The 16766-nt window shown below is 62.8% G+C and carries 13 protein-coding genes and 3 pseudogenes; 12 read left to right on the top strand and 4 right to left on the bottom strand.

Features of this window, described 5'->3' with window-relative positions:
- The first annotated feature begins 57 nt into the window (after positions 1–57).
- Complete coding sequence (gene argC / locus AB3X99_RS12750) at positions 58–987, top strand: N-acetyl-gamma-glutamyl-phosphate reductase (RefSeq protein ID WP_368617111.1); 930 nt, start codon at positions 58–60, stop codon at positions 985–987.
- Positions 988–1142: 155 nt separating this feature from the next.
- The gene (locus AB3X99_RS12755) at positions 1143–1610 is read left to right on the top strand and encodes a CBS domain-containing protein (RefSeq protein ID WP_368617112.1); all 468 of its coding nucleotides are present in this window, start codon (positions 1143–1145) and stop codon (positions 1608–1610) included.
- Between the two features lie 103 nt (positions 1611–1713).
- Here the strand turns inward: AB3X99_RS12755 and AB3X99_RS12760 are convergent.
- A pseudogene (locus tag AB3X99_RS12760) lies at positions 1714–2319 on the bottom strand (NADPH-dependent F420 reductase); the annotation flags it as partial.
- A 93-nt stretch (positions 2320–2412) separates the two neighbouring features.
- Entirely contained in the window at positions 2413–3147 is a 735-nt protein-coding gene (locus AB3X99_RS12765; protein ID WP_069266401.1) for an SDR family NAD(P)-dependent oxidoreductase, read from the bottom strand.
- Between the two features lie 129 nt (positions 3148–3276).
- Here AB3X99_RS12765 and AB3X99_RS12770 point away from each other — a divergent pair, with 129 nt between their 5' ends.
- Together AB3X99_RS12770 and AB3X99_RS12775 are read left to right on the top strand one after the other, a co-directional pair.
- Positions 3277–3855 (top strand): TetR/AcrR family transcriptional regulator, encoded by a 579-nt coding sequence (locus tag AB3X99_RS12770; RefSeq protein ID WP_368617113.1) that lies wholly within the window; start codon positions 3277–3279, stop codon positions 3853–3855.
- A 219-nt stretch (positions 3856–4074) separates the two neighbouring features.
- Positions 4075–4218: pseudogene (locus tag AB3X99_RS12775) on the top strand (2-hydroxy-6-oxo-6-phenylhexa-2,4-dienoate hydrolase); the annotation flags it as partial.
- A 177-nt stretch (positions 4219–4395) separates the two neighbouring features.
- Here AB3X99_RS12775 and AB3X99_RS12780 read toward each other — a convergent pair.
- Positions 4396–6249: an ArnT family glycosyltransferase gene (locus tag AB3X99_RS12780; protein WP_368617336.1), complete on the bottom strand. Its 1854-nt coding sequence runs from the start codon at positions 6247–6249 to the stop codon at positions 4396–4398.
- A gap of 495 nt (positions 6250–6744) precedes the next feature.
- On the opposite strand from AB3X99_RS12780, the gene AB3X99_RS12785 reads away from it, so the two are divergent.
- The 5 genes and pseudogenes from AB3X99_RS12785 to AB3X99_RS12805 all read left to right on the top strand — a co-directional run bounded on the left by AB3X99_RS12785 (position 6745) and on the right by AB3X99_RS12805 (position 11706).
- On the top strand, positions 6745–7371 hold the full coding sequence (locus AB3X99_RS12785) for a response regulator (RefSeq protein WP_368617114.1): 627 nt from the start codon (positions 6745–6747) through the stop codon (positions 7369–7371).
- A gap of 23 nt (positions 7372–7394) precedes the next feature.
- Positions 7395–7550, top strand: a pseudogene (locus AB3X99_RS12790) (LysR family transcriptional regulator); the annotation flags it as partial.
- 1530 nt (positions 7551–9080) lie between these two features.
- Positions 9081–10103, top strand: a complete 1023-nt coding sequence (locus AB3X99_RS12795; protein ID WP_368617115.1) for an MFS transporter — start codon at positions 9081–9083, stop codon at positions 10101–10103.
- A gap of 67 nt (positions 10104–10170) precedes the next feature.
- Complete coding sequence (locus AB3X99_RS12800; protein ID WP_368617116.1) at positions 10171–10410, top strand: hypothetical protein; 240 nt, start codon at positions 10171–10173, stop codon at positions 10408–10410.
- A gap of 108 nt (positions 10411–10518) precedes the next feature.
- Positions 10519–11706, top strand: coding sequence for a porin (locus AB3X99_RS12805; protein ID WP_368617117.1), 1188 nt, complete (start codon positions 10519–10521; stop codon positions 11704–11706).
- An 81-nt stretch (positions 11707–11787) separates the two neighbouring features.
- Here the strand turns inward: AB3X99_RS12805 and AB3X99_RS12810 are convergent, their stop codons facing one another.
- Complete coding sequence (locus tag AB3X99_RS12810) at positions 11788–12840, bottom strand: LacI family DNA-binding transcriptional regulator (RefSeq protein ID WP_342947262.1); 1053 nt, start codon at positions 12838–12840, stop codon at positions 11788–11790.
- Between the two features lie 206 nt (positions 12841–13046).
- Here AB3X99_RS12810 and AB3X99_RS12815 point away from each other — a divergent pair, with 206 nt between their 5' ends.
- The 3 genes from AB3X99_RS12815 to hpaI are packed head-to-tail and all read left to right on the top strand — an operon-like array spanning position 13047 to position 16752.
- Positions 13047–14594 (top strand): UxaA family hydrolase, encoded by a 1548-nt coding sequence (locus AB3X99_RS12815; protein ID WP_368617118.1) that lies wholly within the window; start codon positions 13047–13049, stop codon positions 14592–14594.
- Between the two features lie 57 nt (positions 14595–14651).
- Positions 14652–15986: an MFS transporter gene (locus AB3X99_RS12820; protein WP_368617119.1), complete on the top strand. Its 1335-nt coding sequence runs from the start codon at positions 14652–14654 to the stop codon at positions 15984–15986.
- Positions 15961–16752, top strand: a complete 792-nt coding sequence (hpaI, locus tag AB3X99_RS12825; protein WP_368602172.1) for a 4-hydroxy-2-oxoheptanedioate aldolase — start codon at positions 15961–15963, stop codon at positions 16750–16752. The genes AB3X99_RS12820 and hpaI overlap by 26 nt, the downstream gene beginning before the upstream one ends.
- Positions 16753–16766: the final 14 nt, after the last annotated feature.

Consider the following 16766-nt stretch of genomic DNA (forward strand, 5'->3'; position numbering starts at 1 on the left):
GGTTCGCTTTACCTCGGTTCAACTGTTCCAATCCATAGTCAGCGGAGTCATCCACATATGAGCTCTCCCGTAGTTTTCATCGACGGCGACCAAGGTACCACCGGGCTGCAAATCCACGACCGGCTGCGCAACCGGACCGACATCAGACTGTTCACACTTGCCGCTGCGCAGCGCAAAGATTCGCGGCGTCGCGCAGAAGCCATCAATGCCTGCGACATCGCTATCCTCTGTTTGCCGGATGCCGCCGCGCGCGAGGCAGTGGGCGCCATTGCCAATCCTGCCGTCCGGGTGATCGACGCAAGCTCCGCTCACCGCACGCAGCCGGACTGGACTTACGGTTTTCCGGAAATGACGCCGGGGCAGGCTGAGCAAATTGCGAACGCATGTCGGGTCACCAATCCTGGTTGCTATCCGACCGGTGCAGTCGGCCTGCTGCGTCCGTTGGTGCACGCCGGGCTCATACCGGGCAATTACCCGATCAGCATTCATGCTGTATCCGGCTACTCCGGGCGCGGACGTGCCGGTGTGGAGGAACATGAGGGGCCGCGAGCCGCCAACGCGCCCTCATACCAGGTCTATGGCCTGGAACTCGCGCACAAACACACGCCGGAGATCGAGCAGCATGCCGGGCTTGCGCAGCGTCCCATCTTCATTCCTGCGTACGGATCGTTCCGTCAGGGCATCGTGCTGACGGTGCCGCTGGCGTTGCCGCTGCTGGCACCCGGCGTGGATGGCGCCACGCTACACGCATGCCTCGCACGCCACTATGCCGAGGCAACTCACGTACGAGTTTTGCCGTTGCACGAATCGAGCGCCTTAAAACAGCTGGATCCGCAAGTACTGAACGGCACGAACGACATGCACTTGAGCGTATTTCACGACGAGGAACACGGGCACGTCCTGCTGTCGGCGGTTTTCGACAATCTTGGCAAAGGCGCATCCGGAGCTGCGGTTCAGAACCTGAACCTCATGCTCACGCGGCAATAGTGGCCCATGCCTTGAGCTTCCGTTTTCGACGCTGAATGTCTCCTGGTTTTCGCGGCAGCAGACTTTCCTGTAGCGACGCGAAGGAGCGTACCCTTTCGTTGTGAGCCGACTGATGGCGTCGGCGCGCAACTGCCAGTCTTCTATAGGAGACGACCATGAAAAAGGAGCGAAAAACAGCCCGGCAAATTCTGTCCGGGAACCCCCGGGAGGTGATCTCGGTCGGCCCCGCGGACTCAGTGCTGACAGCGCTGCGTCTGATGGCCGATAAGGATGTCACCACCGTGCTGGTGCTGCAGAGCAGCAATCTTGTCGGCATCCTGTCTCAGCGTGATTACGCGCGCAAGGTCGAACTGGCCGGGCGCAACGCGGCAGAGACGAAGGTCGGCGAGATCATGACTTCCGAGGTGATTTACGTCACGCCAGAGCATATCTGTGACCAGTGCCTGGCGTTGATGCATACGAGGCGGATCCGGCATCTGCCGGTCATCGATTCAGGACAGGTAATCGGCGTGCTATCCACTAGCGATGTCCTCGAAGAATTGATCCAGGAAGACGAACATTTCATCAGCATTCTCGAGCATGACATGCTTTACCTGACCGTCGATACGGGTGGCGCCTATTAATTCATTCGCGGGCGGTGAGGAGCGCGCCAACTGATTCCCGGCCAGATCACCAGCACGCATTTAGCGATGCGCGTGGCCGATCTGACTTTGTCGCAACGCGCCGCTATTTGAACTTGACGAGATCCTTGAAGATCAGCTGAGCCCAGCTATTCCCCTTGGCCTGGACAAGCGAGCCGCCATCCTTGAGCGGGCCTAGCGCAATGGGCGCGAAACCGAGCTGTTCGGCCAAAGCTGCGACCGGTGCCACCGCATTTTCGTCATCGCTCGACAGAAATACGACACGGCTGCCGCCCTTCACGTTCGGATCAGCGGCCAGAACGGCAGCGGGCAGATGGTTAAAGCCCTTTACGAACCTGGCGCCGGCAAACGCCCGGGCGACAACCGCGGACGACGGCAGTCCTTCCAGGTCTGCGACGGGAACGCCGAAAGCATTTGTCGTGTCGATGATCGTCTTGTCCTGCCAGGTCGTGAGCAGTTTCGCGACTTCGCGATGTTCCCAAAACGGAACTGCCAGGAAGATCGTGTCGGACGCGATCGCATCCTGCAGCGTTCTCGGGACAACGGTGGGGCCGATCGCTCGTGCCTGCTCCATCAACGCATCGGGTGGGCGCCGGCTGGCGACGCTCACGTCGATGTTCTTTCTTGCAAACGCTCGGGCGAGCGCCTGGCCTACGGCGCCAAAGCCAATAATCGAATAGCTCATGCGAACTCTCCATGCAGGCGGAAATTCCGCCTATTGATAAGGAATCCATATTTATATACTCAATTCTGGATCACTCACTCCTGGCTTTACGGCATGATTTCAGATAGCCGACAAGCCGCCGTCGACGGACAACTCCACCCCATTCACGAAACTCGAATCGTCTGAAGCAAGAAACAACGCGACCGTCGCGATTTCCTCGGGGCGCCCCATCTTTCCCCGCGGGATCACGGATTCGAACATCCGCTTCGCCTCTTCGTCGAGAACCTGGTCTTGCATCGGTGTGGCGATCGGCCCCGGGCTCAGCACGTTCACGCGGATATTCCTGCCCTTTAGCTCGTTGAGCCACGTGCGTGCGAATGAGTGCAACGCCGCCTTGCTCGCCGCATACACGCCGTAACCAGGAAAACCTTTTACCGAAGCGACTGACCCGGTCATGAAGATCGATCCGCCATCGTTGAACAGCGGCAACGCCTTCTGAACCGTAAACAGCGTGCCGCGCGCATTCAGGTCGAAGATCGCGTCGTAGTGCTGCTCGGTAATCTCGCCGAGTGGTACGGCTTCGCCCCAGCCGGCGCTCGCGTAGAGGATATCGATCTTGCCTTTTTCCCGCTTGACGGTATCGAACAAGCGGTCGAGATCGTTGAGATTGGCGGCGTCGCCGCGCACGCCGGTGACGTTCCGGCCAATCGCGTTGACGGCTTCGTCCAGCGTTTGCTGCCGCCGGCCCGTGATGAAAACGTAGGCACCTTCTTCAACGAACCGCTTGGCGCTTGCCAGCGCCATGCCGCTCGATCCACCGGTGATGACTGCAACCTTACCCTCGAGCTTTCCCATAATGGCTCCTTTCGTGGTGTCGGACAGCGTCTCTGTTCCCATTTGCACAAATTCGCTGTATCTTGTGGATCACTGATCCACATCCAGATTCCGAAGATACGGATCACCGATCCACTTGTCAAGAAAACTATGCGGGCCGACGCCAGAAAGAATTACGACCATCTATTAGCAGTCGCGCGGGACGTCGTCACCGAGCATGGTGCCGATGCGTCAATGCGAGATATCGCCCGCCGGGCCGACGTCGGGTTGGCCACGCTGTTTCGTCATTTCCCGACTCGAGAAGCCTTGTTCGAAGCGTTGCTGCGAGAGGATCTGGACGCGCTGACGCAGAAGGCATTCGAACTCGAAAGGTCGAGTCCACCTGATGAAGCGCTCGTGTCCTGGTTTCGCGAAGGGGTGGCATTCGTCCATAGCTATAGCGGCGTTGTCGCGATGATGGCGAGTGCCCACGCGACCCCGGACTCCGCGCTTTACGCTTCATGTGCAGCGGTGCACTCAGCGGGCGAGCGCTTGCTGCTCCGTGCTCAGGCCGAGGGGTCCGCGCGTGCCGATGTGAATGGCGACGACCTGTTCGCCCTGATGTCGGCGCTCGGCTGGCTCGGTGACCAACCCTCATTCGCACCACGGGCCGACCATCTCTTTCAGGTCATCGCGAGCGCCATTCTGTCTGAGCGCACGAGCGGCGATGTCAGGAAAGCAAGGTGTTGAATCGGATCGGCAATCGGATGCACGGGGCCGAGACGTCGCACACTTGCGGTTGATGGCGTAAGTGCCGGCCCACCGTCTCGTGCGCCGGCAGCCGACCGCTATCGCGCCGGCGAGTCGAAACAGGTCGAGTTGTGAGTTCAAGTCTTCGCCCTTGCCCCCTTCTTGCTCAGCGTTGACTCAGTCGGGCTACGGTTCTTGCAGTATCGGGATAGTGGATAGTTCCTTCCCTACGACATGGGTCTTCGTCTGATGGCGGGTCTCCCCAATGCCGAATTCCATATGTTCAACCGCTGTGGTCACTGGGTGCAATGGGAACACGTGGACAAGTTCAATCGCATGGTGCTGGACTTCCTGTCCAACTAAGCGTCGCTTGTGTGAAAGCCGCCTGTTCTTCGGTCCTGGTAGTTTTGCAACCGTGACCTGAGACGGATTGTGTAGCTAATCGGCAAATGAGTTTGCCAGTCCTGGAGGCCAGGGACGGCCTCAACCGTGCGGCATGCCCTTCGGCGAAGCGATCTTCAAACGGCTCAGCGGCACCGATTACGAAGCCGTCTTCGTCGCCATGCGCTGATAGACGCGCAGCACCTCGTCGTTGTCACCCGGACGGCTGCCTTCCCAGTACAGTCGCCAGCCCCCGACGGGCGACTGACCGTCTGCAGGTCGACCCTGTTCGATGAGCCAGTTGCAGGACGTGGTCTGAGGGTCCGCGGTGGGCACGTGCATGACACCGGCGAAGTAATAGAGCATGGGCGCTTCAGATTCGCCCAGCCCACTGCTCGCCATGCAGTCTCCGGCTTTCCAGGTGCTGTTCAGTTTGGCACGCAGATCCTCGAACGGTGCGCGATAGCTCTTCGCGACGTCGAGCCAGGGCAGCAGCAGCGTGCCGACGAGCCCCCATGCGACGATGGCGCCCAGACACCAGCTGAATGCGCCGCGCCAGTTGCCCGCTGACTTGAGCCGGGGAAGCAGCAATACCCACCCGAGCGTGAGGGCGAGCGCCGCGATGATCAGCTTCGGCTGAATGGGCATCACCCATTCGAGCGGCAGCCAGCGGCCAAGCAAATGCAGGACACCGTGGGTCTCGGGGGCGCCCGTCATCTTCCACCACACGACCCATACAAGCACCACGAACGATCCGAATACGATACGGCTCATGATATCCCACGCGAGGTGCACGCGCGGCGGCAGATAGCGGATTCCCTGCATGGCTAACAGGGAGAGCGGGGCAATGAACGGCAGGATGTAGAGTTCGCGCACTGTCGACGACGCCTGCAGTACCGCGAAGCCGATCCCCGAAAACAGCACTGGCAGTGCGACTTCGGGATCGCGTAGACGTCGCCATGCGCCGCCCGCAAGCGCCACGAGGGCGAGCGGGACGACCGGAAAGCCGACTGTCAACGCCGTGCGCAGCACAAACAGGTGCCCGACGTTTTCCGAGCCGAGTTGCGCCACCGAAAAGCCGAAGAAGCGGCCGATGTTGTTGTCCCACAGCCAGATCTTGAATAGCGCTTCGGAGCGCAGATAGAAGCAAAGCGGCCAGATCAGCGCGAAGGGAGCGAAGTAGAGCGCCGAACGTGCCAGTGAGCGCGCAAAACGGCTGCTGCGGCACGCAGGGTAAAGCAGCATCGCCGCGCAGATGGTCGCACCCAACACGAGCGGCACGAACAGGCCTTTCGCCAGAAAGGCGATGCCGACGCCAACACCGAACATCGCAGCGGCATGACGGGCAGCGCGCCCTTGAATGCGGCTGTTCTCGCAGTCGCTGGACGCTTGCTGTGAAGTTGTGGATTCTGGCCATGCGGGTGCTGTGTTGCGGCCTCCGTTAGGAGAACGACGCAAGCCGCCTTCCATCCGCAAGTGAGCGCAGACAAGCTCGTAAAGTGCGCAGAATGCCAGCGCGGCGCCGGCCATCAGCGCGACATCCGTCATCATGTCGTGGATATGCTTGACGACTACCAGCGTGCTGGCGAAGAGTGCGAGCGTTCCGGGCACGCGCGGATCGGTCCACCGCACGGCGCCGGTAGCGCGCCGGGCGAGACGCGCCGTGCAGGCAAGCGTGAGTGCAGCGAAGACGACGCTCGCGAGACGGGCCGCGTCGTGCAGCGGCAGGAAGCGGCCGAACATCCACGCGAGTGAGGCGGCTACCCAATCGTAGACGGGCGGTTTTTCCACGAAGGGCTGCCCGGCGCTGGTCGGGACGACCAGATCGCCGGTGTCGAGCATGTGCTCGATGATGCCGAAGGTGTAGGTTTCGTCCTGCTTCCAGGGATCGTGGCCGAGCGTGCCAGGCAGGAGCCAGGCGCAAACGAGCGCGAATGCAAGCAGCCCGACGAACAATCGTGAAGTCGCCAATGCCCGCGCGCCTTTGCGGGTAGCTGGTAATTCCGGGGGCAACGGAGTGACGGGCGGCGCCGGCTGACCGCCCGTGGTCAAGTCCCGCAGGTGCGCCACGCCAGTGGAGACGGAAGCCTGTTCGAGGCTAACTTGTGCGACGCCGACGTCACCCTTGCTTTCCTGCATGTAACCTCTGCTCCCGGCGCGCCTATCTGGTCAGCGCCTTTCGTTATCGCCGTCGACGGACAGCTGTCACGAATACGATTGTATGCGCCGATTATTACCAAACATTACAGGGTGTAGTGTATTTGAAGGGTTTGCTTCCCACTATGCAACTGGAGCACTACACAAGCCGTCCGGCCTGCCTCATTTCTTTGCATCCCTAACAAGCGCCAGTGACGCCGTGCAGGACGTCGCAAATTTTCTAGCACCTCGTTAGTGGAGCAATGAGCCAATTCGGGGCACGACCGCTCCGTGGTTTCCGAAATCAGTTTCTGGTATTTGTCGGTGGGAACGACCGATGCGGCGAAGTAGCCAACTGTATGGGAAATAGCGATGAGCCGCGTACTACTGGCTGACGACGATACCGCTTTTCGTGATGCACTTCAGACCTTGCTGGGCGACGCCGGCCATGAAGTCGCGACCGCCGGCAATGGCCTGGAAACGGTTTCGGCGGCCCTGGCCGCCACGCCAGAGGTGATTGTCTCCGACGTCCACATGCCTGTTCTCGAAGGGCCGGACGCCGTATCGATGTTGCGAGCTATCCCACGGTTTTGCGATGTTTCAGTCATTCTCATGTCTGGAGACGACACACGCGCAGGTATCGTTGCCGAAGGTTTTCTCCACAAACCTTTTGACCCAAGCCTGCTTCTCGATGCCCTTGCGAGCCTTTCAGAGCGCAAGAAGTATGGAAGCGCAAGCGAATTCACGAAGTCGCGTCGCGCCGCGTACGGGGTGGGAAAATCGGGCATGACATCGGCAAGCGCGAATCGGCAGCATCAGCGCGTTGCGCGCGCCTTCGAACTGGTGGCCGAGCAGGAGCGCCGGATATCCGGGCTGGAACGGCGCGGTATCGAGACCGCGCTGGCAATCGACTTGTACGAGATCATGGTGTGTAGCGTTGCGACGCTGACGCGCTTTGAGCAGATTACAGTTGACCCGATCAATACCGCCCCAAGCTGATCTTGCGTCTGCGATGCCGATAAAGCGCGGCGCGCGAAATGTCGGTGCAGCCGGGCGGACCGGTGCGCCTGGCCGTGCCGATGTCGTTCGGCCTGCGCTGGGTCGCGCCGCTGCTGCCGGGCTTCTACCCCGAGGTGTCGATCGACCTGCATCTCTCCGATGCAACTGTCGATCTCGTGCGAGCTCGTGGATCATGTTACGCGCATATCGGTCACGGCCTACAATCCAAGGCGTGCAAGCTTCTTCGTGGCGGTCTATACGACGAACGCGGGCACGAGTTATGCGGCTCGCGCCGACAGGCGGCGAGGACGCCGCGCGCAATTGCGGAGGGGAAAGTCATGAGGCCAACCGTGTTAGGCGTGTACGACAGCTACGCGAATGCGAGTTCGGCGCAGCGCGCACTGGGCGAGGCTGGGATAGCGCAGGCGGATATTGCCATCTACTCGATATCGGCTGATGCTCCCCGCGAAAAGGGGCCACGTGTCTATGTGCAGGGCGCTGTCGATACGCACCACCACAAGAAAGTCTTCGATCGACTGGAGCAGTTGTTCACGCGCATCTTCACGAAGGGAGCGTATCCACCCGATGCGGAGGATTACAGGGAATTCATCCGTCGCGGTGGCACGGTAGTCAGCGCCGATGTTTCTGAATCACAGGTCGATCAGGCGATTGAAACGATGAGCCGCATGGGCGCTGCTGACATCGAGGAGCGCGCCAATGCGTGGCGTACGGGTTCTGCGAAGGCGCAAGGTCCGGAACACACAGCGCATCCAGGCGGCGGCGTGATCGGCGAACGCGCCAAGCCGCTGGAAGTCACACACGGGTGGCCAGGCGACACGCGGGCCGCATCGGCGGCGCGGCCGGCGCCTTCCCCGGGTGCTCCTGCCGCGGCAGGGCGAGGGCCGACCCCGGCAGGGGAGAAGCAGCCTCACGCCGCGCAAGCGCCCGACGGCAACGCCGCCGCGGCAAACGCCCAGCGTCCAATGACGGGCTTCATGGGCGACCCGGGTCTCGGCGCCCAGCATGACGACCCACACCCGTACGACAGCGAATTTAAAAAGGACTACGACGCACATTACGCGAACACGGGTGCGTCATTCGACGAGTATCGACGTGCCTACTCACACGGCGCCACGCTCGGACGCGACGAGCGGTTTCGCGGGTCAGACTGGCAGGGCGTGGAAGCGAGTGCGCGCGCGAACTGGGAGTCGCGATATCCGGAAAGTGGATGGGAACGCTTCAAGACGGCTGTGAGGCACGGTTGGGAACGTGTCAGGGGCGGTGTATAGCTTAGAAGTCGGGCGCGCCAGGCTCCGAAAGCATCGACAGATTCGCTGCACGCGGCGAACGCCTGTCAATTTAGTTAAGACTCCTACTGGTAACACGAACAAATCCACGCCGAATACTGGGTTGATGGCGCGAGGTCCGTAACTTGTCTGCACGAGAGCCTGCGGGAATATCAAATCGACCTGTTCCGCTTGCCAGTCCTCCGCCGTTTCATACTCGCCAACGCAGGCAATCCTTGCGAATTGAAAGGCGGGTATCCGCAATTACCCCAAGGAAAAGACGCTGGCATTTCTCCGGCGGGCATACTACGATTGCGCCCAATGTTACCGGTTACAGTAAACGGTAACATTGCGGCGGGTAAAGCCGGGATTCACCCCGGCGCGGCCGGAAGCGACCATTATTAATAGAACAGGAGACACGAGATGCATCTCGCCACCAACGCGCGGAGCCGTTCCAGGATTCGCTGGTGGGTTGCCGGCCTCATGTGGGCGGCGATCGCGATCAACTACATCGACCGCACGGTGTTGTCGGCGGCGGCGCCGCGCATCCAGTCGCAATTCCATTTGAGCGCGGTCGAAATGGGTGTCGTCATGTCGGCGTTCTTCTGGTCATACGCGCTGCTGCAATTGCCCGCGGGGTTTCTCGCCGATCGTTTGGGCCAGAAGAAAGTACTGGGTTTCGCGGTGCTCTGGTGGTCGCTGGCGACGGCGGCCACGGGCGTGGCGAACGGTTTCAAATCGCTCGTCGCGTTGCGCGTGGCGCTTGGCGTGGGCGAGGCGGGCGCGTATCCGAGCAACGCGGGCATTGCGTCGAAGTGGTTCCCGCGCAGCGAGCGCGCGACGGTCGCGGGCATTTTCGACAGCGGTTCGAAGCTCGGCGGCGCCATTGCGCTGCCGCTCATCGCCGCGATGCTCACGGCGTTCGACTGGAAGATCACCTTCGCGCTGACTGGATTGCTCGGCCTGATCTGGTACGTCGTGTGGCAGTTCACGTTCAGCGATTCGCCGCGTGACCACAAGCGGGTCAATTCCGAGGAACTCGCGCACATCGAGAGCGATTTGCTGGCGGAGCAAAGCGACCGGGCGGCGAGGCCGCCGCTGCGCAAGCTGCTCGCGCATCGCAACATCTGGGCGATGTGTATCGGCTTCTTCATGATCAACTACAACTCGTACTTCTTCATCACCTGGCTGCCCACGTATCTCGTGAAGGCGCGTGGAATGACGATGATGGAAATGGGCTGGATGGCGTCGCTGCCGCTGCTCGCCTCGATCGTGGTGGAGATTTTCGCGGGCTGGGCCTCGGATCGCGTGTTTGCCTCGGGCAAGCTTTCGCTCACCGCCACGCGCAAGCTCTTTCTCGTGATCGGCTTGCTGATGGCATCGAGCATTGGTTTCGCCGCGTTCGCCGACGGCCGCCGTTGCGGTGCTGCTCTTATGCATTGCTAAGTCGGGCACGACCGTGGCGGCTTCGCAGGTCTGGGCGCTCCCAGCTGACGTCGCACCGCGCAACGCCGTGTCGATGGTTGCGGGCGTCCAGAACACGGTATCGAACATCGGCGGTGTGGTTGGCCCGATCGTGACGGGCGCGATCGTCGGCGCGACGGGTTCATTCGTGCCCGCGCTCGTGGTGTCGTCGGCGCTGATCGGCGTGGCGATCATCAACTATCTGTTCCTGCTGGGCAAGGTCGAGCCGATTCGTCTCGACGGTGCCTCGACGCAGCCGCAGGCGCGCGAGTACAGCAACGCCCCGTAAATCCACCGGTTCGGCCCTCGTTTTGTCGATGGAAAAATTCCCGCTAATTCCCTTCAAGCCGGAATGCGTAGTACTCCTGTAAATATTAAAACCAGACAGGTCACCTGTATGAAAAAAGCACTTTTCGCAGCGGCCGGGCTTTTGTCCGTCGCACCCGTTGTGGCGCAGGCCCAGAGTTCCGTCACGCTGTATGGTCTCGTCGATGCCGGTATTGGCTACGTCAACAACATCAAGGGCGGCTCGGCGTTCCAGCTGACGAGCGGCCGCCTGAGCGGCAGCCGGTGGGGCCTGAAAGGCAACGAGGATCTCGGCGGTGGATTGAGCGCGGTGTTTACGCTCGAAGGCGGTTTCAAGCCCAGCGACGGCACGGCCGCGCAAGGCGGGCGTTTGTTCGGCCGCAGCGCGTTCGTAGGCATTGCGAAGAGCGGCATCGGCACGTTCACGCTCGGCCGCCAGTATGAACCGCTGGCCGATCTCGTTGCGCAATACGCGGGTCCGGGCACGTGGTCGCCGTCCACGCACGTGGGCGACAACGACAACCTGAACCAGACCTTCCGTATCAACAACGCGGTGAAGTTCCGCAGCGACACCATCGCGGGCTTCACTGTCGACGGCATGTACGCGTTCAGCAACCAGGCGAGCGGCTCGGCCGGGCAAGGCTTCGGCAACAATCGCGCCTGGGGCGTCGCCGCGAATTACGTGAACGGACCGCTCTCGATCGGCGGCGGCTACGTGCTGCTCGATCATCCGAACACGACGACCAACACGAGCGGCGCGATCGGCGGCGCGTCGAGCACGACCGGCGACGACTACAGCGGCGGATTCTTCTACGGGCTCGACGGCGGCGTAGCCCGTCAGCAGATTGCGGTGGCCGGCGCGAACTACAAGATCGGCAGCGCGATTGCGGGCTTTGCGTTCAGCCACACCGAACTCAACTACAACGACGGTTCCACGCGCAAGTTCAACAACTACGACGCGAACCTGCGCTACCTGCTCACGCCGGCCACGACGCTGATCGGTGTGTACACGTTCACCGACGGCCGCGCGAACGGTCTGCCGGGCACGGGCGGCGCGACGCTCAAGCCGAAGTGGCATCAGTTCACGCTGGGCGTGGATTACGCGCTCTCGAAGCGCACGGACGTCTACCTTTCGGGCACGTATCAACTCGCGGCCGGCGACGCGTCGACGCGCGTGGGTTCGACTTACAGCCGGATCGCGGCGATCGCCTATGCGGGCGGCGCATCGTCCACGAATCGCCAGGTCGACGTGTTCACGGGTATCCGCACGAAGTTCTGAGCGCGCTTTCAGGCACTAAAAGCAAAAGGCCTCGCGATGTTTGCGAGGCCTTTTTGCGTAGTCATCGCGAGACGACGAATCTCAGGCCGAGCCGCGCTCGATCAGCGTGAAACCGACGTCCACTTTCGCGCGCTTGCTCGTGCCGGTCTCGATTTTCTCGATCAGCATGGACGCCGCCAGCTTGCCGATCTTCGTGCCGTCGATGCGAATCGTCGTGAGCGGCGGGTCGGCGTCGGCGGCGAAATTCTGGTCGCCGTAGCCAATCACCCTGAGGCGTCCCGGCACGTCGAGCTTGCGCGCATGGGCTTCCATGAGCACGCCGAGCGCCATGATGTCGGCGCCGCAGAAGATTGCGTCGATCTGCGGATGGTCGTCGAGCAGCTTTGCGAACGCGCGTCGTCCGTCGCCGAGATGCGCGGGTGAGGGCACGGCGGCCACGGGAATCTCGTGCTCGCTGCCGAAGGCTTCGATGAAGGCGTCGGCGCGCAGCTTCGCCCGGCGGTCGCCCGGGGTGACGATGGCCGGATGCCGCGCGCCGCGTTCACGCAGGTAGCGCGCAGCCGCTTCGCCCACGCGCGTGTGCGAGAAACCGATCAGCATGTCGAGCGGCGAGCGCGTGATGTCCCACGTTTCGACCACGGGAATGCCGGCCGCGCGCAGTTTCTGCCGCGACGCCTCCGAGTGGATCACGCCGGTGAGCACGATGCCGGCCGGACGCCGGCCGATGATGGCGTCGAGCAGCGCCTCTTCGCGCGATTCGTCGTAGCCGCTCTGGCCGAGCAGCAACTGATAGCCGGCCGTCTCCAGCTCTGCGGTCAGGGCCGCGACGGTTTCCTGGAACACGCTGCCCGCCATCGCCGGGATCAGCGCGACGACGAGGTGGCTGCGATTCGAGGCGAGCGAGCCCGCGATCAGGTCGGGCGTGTAGCCAGTTTGCCGCACGGCCTCGCGCACGCGCTCCAACGTTTCGACCGAAACGAGCTCGGGGTTGTTGAGGGCGCGCGAAACCGTGACCTTCGTGACCCCGGTCAGACGGGCCAGATCGCTGAGCGTGACCCGGCCGGTGTTCTTGCGGGCACGCCGCGACGCGGTGCCGGTGGCGGGCGGGGCGAATTCTGTCGAGGTCTTGGTCACGGGCGCGGGCGCTCCTACTGCAAAAAGGTGTTGGCAATTATCCCAAAACTGTACTACGATGGCATCTATGTTACCGGTTACATTAACCGGTAACTTTGTTCCACAACGATAGGCAGCGCGTTTCCCGGCGCCGCCAGCAACCATCTCGCATGGGACCGGAGCAGGTGCCCCTGCGCGCCGTCCGGATCGTCAGCGGAGACAGGCGAATGCTCCAGTCCAACAAGTCCTATAGCGGGCCGTTGATCCGGCTCAACCCAAACGACAACGTCCTGATCGCGCGCGAGCCGCTGACGATCGGGCATCAAGTCCTGATCGAAGGCGAAGCGATTCGCCTGCGCGCGCAGGTCGCCGCGGGCCACAAGGTGGCGGCGCGGCGCATTGCGTCGGGCGAGCCCATCCGCAAGTACGACACCGTGATCGGGGTGGCCGCGCGCGACATCGAGCCCGGCGACCACGTTCACACGCACAACATCACGCTCGTCGATTTCGACCGCGATCCAGGCTTCGGTCTCGACGTAAAGCCAGTCGATTACGTTGCGCCCGAGCAGCGCGCGACGTTCAACGGCATCGTGCGGCCCGACGGCCGCGTCGCCACGCGCAACTTCGTCGGCATCATCGCGTCGGTCAATTGTTCGGCCACGGTCATTCGCCATATCGCCGATTACTTCACGCCCGAACGCCTGCGCGATTATCCCAATGTCGACGGCGTGGTCGCGTTCGCGCAAACCAGCGGTTGCGGCATGTCCTCGCCGAGCGAGCACTTCGACGTGCTCCGCCGCACCATTGCGGGCTACGCGCGTCATCCTAACCTGGGCGGCGTGCTCATCGTCGGACTGGGTTGCGAGCGCAACCAGGTCGGCGATCTGCTCGACTCGCAAGGGTTGGAGACGGGCAAGGCCGTGCACGCGCTGGTGATGCAGGACACGGGCGGCACGCGCGCGACGATCGAAGCCGGCATCAAGGCCGTGCAGGACATGCTGCCTGCCGCAAACGACATCGTCCGTACGCCGGTGCCCGTCAGCCATCTGAAGATCGGTCTCGAATGCGGCGGCTCGGACGGCTTCTCGGGCATCACCGCGAATCCCGCGCTGGGCGCGGCGATGGACCTGCTCGTGCGGCACGGCGGCACCGCGATCCTGTCCGAAACGCCCGAGATTCATGGCGTCGAATACATGCTCACCCGCCGCGCCGTGTCGCCCGAAGTCGGCCAGAAACTGCTCGACCGGCTCGCGTGGTGGGAGCGCTATACGCGCGGCCAGAATGGTCAGTTCAACGGCGTGGTCGGGCCGGGCAACCAGCAGGGCGGTCTCGCCAACATCTTCGAAAAGTCGCTCGGTTCCGCGATGAAGGGCGGCACGACGCCGCTGCAGGCCGTGTACGAATACGCAGAACCGATCGATCGCGCGGGTTTCGTGTTCATGGACTCGCCCGGCTATGATCCCGTCGCGGTGACGGGGCAGATCGCGAGCGGCGCGAACCTGATCTGCTTCACGACGGGGCGCGGCTCCATGTTCGGCTCGAAGCCCGCGCCGACGCTCAAGCTCGCGAGCAACACGCCTATGTTCACGCGCCTCGAAGAGGACATGGACATCAATTGCGGTCTCGTGATCGACGGCGAACGCACGATCGAGGAAATGGGTCAGGACATCTTCGATCTGCTCGTTCGCGCGGCTTCCGGCGAGCGCACGAAGAGCGAACTGCTCGGACTCGGCGACAACGAATTCGTGCCCTGGCACATGGGCATCGTGAGCTGAAGGCGCGTAACTGCGCGCCTCGAATCGGTATCAATAGAACAGGAAGGGAGACAGCAGATGCTCGAATCTGCACAACGGCATGGCCGATCGAAGATGCGCTGGTGGGTCGCGGGCCTCATGTGGGCCGCCATCGCGATCAACTATATCGATCGCACGGTGCTCTCGGCGGCAGCCCCGAAAATTCAGTCGGAGTTTCATCTCGACGCGATGCAGATGGGCATCGTCATGTCGGCGTTCTTCTGGTCGTATGCGCTGTTGCAATTGCCCGCGGGCTTGCTCGCCGATCGCCTGGGCCAGAAGAAAGTGCTGGGTTTCGCGGTGCTCTGGTGGTCGCTCGCAACCGCGATGACGGGCCTCGCGAGCGGCTTTCGCTCGCTCGTCGCGTTGCGCGTGGCGCTGGGCGTGGGCGAGGCGGGTGCGTACCCGAGCAACGCCGGTATCGCCACGCGCTGGTTTCCGCGCAAGGAACGCGCGACCGTCGCGGGCATCTTCGACAGCGGCTCGAAGCTGGGCGGCGCGATTGCCTTGCCGCTGATCGCGTGGATGCTGGCCGCGTTCGACTGGAAGATGACCTTTGTGCTCACGGGCCTGCTCGGCGTTGTGTGGTTCGTCGTGTGGCTAGTGAGCTTTACCGATTCACCCGCCGATCATCGGCGCGTGAATGCGGCGGAACTCGCGCACATCGAAAGCGATAAAGGCGTGCAAAGCGCGCAGCCGCCCGTGCGTCCGCCGTGGCGCAAGCTGCTTGCGCACCGCAACGTGTGGGCGATGTGCATCGGCTTTTTCATGATCAATTACAACTCGTACTTCTTCATCACGTGGCTGCCCACGTATTTGATGAGGGAGCGCGGCATGAGCGTGCTGCAAATGGGCTGGATGGCCTCGTTGCCGCTGCTCGTGTCGATCGTCGTCGAGATTTTCGCGGGCTGGGCGTCGGATCGCGTCTTCGCGAGCGGCAAGCTTTCTCTCACGGCAACGCGCAAGCTCTTTCTCGTGATCGGGCTCGTGATGGCGTCGAGCATCGGCTTCGCGGCGTTCGCGCATTCGGCGCTCGTGGCGGTGCTGCTGCTGTGCATCGCGAAGTCCGGCACCACGGTCGCGGCCTCGCAGGTGTGGGCGCTGCCCGGCGACGTCGCGCCGCCCAATGCGGTTTCGATGATCGCGGGGCTGCAAAACACGGTGTCGAATCTCGGCGGTGTGGTCGGCCCGATCGTCACGGGCGCCATCGTCGGCGCGACCGGCTCGTTCGTTGCCGCGCTGCTGTTCTCGGCGGCGCTGATCGGCATAGCGATCCTCAACTATCTGTTCCTCCTCGGGAAGGTGGAACCCATTCAATTCGGCGACCCCTCACAGGAGACACGCATTCATGAACCCGCAGACGTCAGGGCTTAATCCGTTCAAAGCCGCGCTCGCCGCGCGCAGGAAGCAAGTCGGCTTCTGGCTTTCCATGGCCGATCCGTATCTCGCCGAAGTGAGCGCGACGGCCGGTTTCGACTGGCTCCTCATCGACAGCGAGCACGCACCCAACGAACTGCGCACGATCCTCGCGCAATTGCAGGCCGTGGCGGCGTACCCGGTCGAGCCGGTCGTTCGCCCCGTGAACGGCGATCCGGCGCTGCTCAAGCGGCTGCTCGATATCGGCGCGCGCAACCTGCTCGTGCCGATGGTCGATACCGCCGAAGAAGCACGCGCGCTCGTCGCCGCCGTGCGCTATCCGCCGCATGGCATTCGCGGCGTGGGCAGCGCCGTGGGCCGTGCGTCGCGCTGGAGTCTGCGGACCGATTATCTAGATATTTCGGATCACGAAGTGTGCCTGCTCGTGCAAGCCGAAACGGCGACGGCGCTGGGCAACCTCGAATCGATCTGCGCGGTGGACGGCGTGGACGGCGTGTTCATCGGACCGGCCGATCTCGCGGCCTCGATGGGCCATCGCGGCAAGGCCACGCATCCCGAAGTGCAGCAGGCGATCGACAACGCGATCCGCACGATCGTCGCGTCGGGCAAGGCGGCGGGCACACTCACGTCCGACCCGGCGCTCGCGCGTCACTACCTGGAGCTCGGCTGCACGTTTGTCGCGACGGGCGTGGACATCCTGATGTTCGCGAACGCGGCGCGCAAGCTCGCGCGCGATTTCGCGGACGTGCGCACGGCGGGCTAATGCCGCGCGCGTTC

The sequence above is a fragment of the Paraburkholderia sp. BR10882 genome (assembly GCF_040948855.1).
Lineage (GTDB): Bacteria > Pseudomonadota > Gammaproteobacteria > Burkholderiales > Burkholderiaceae > Paraburkholderia > Paraburkholderia nodosa_A.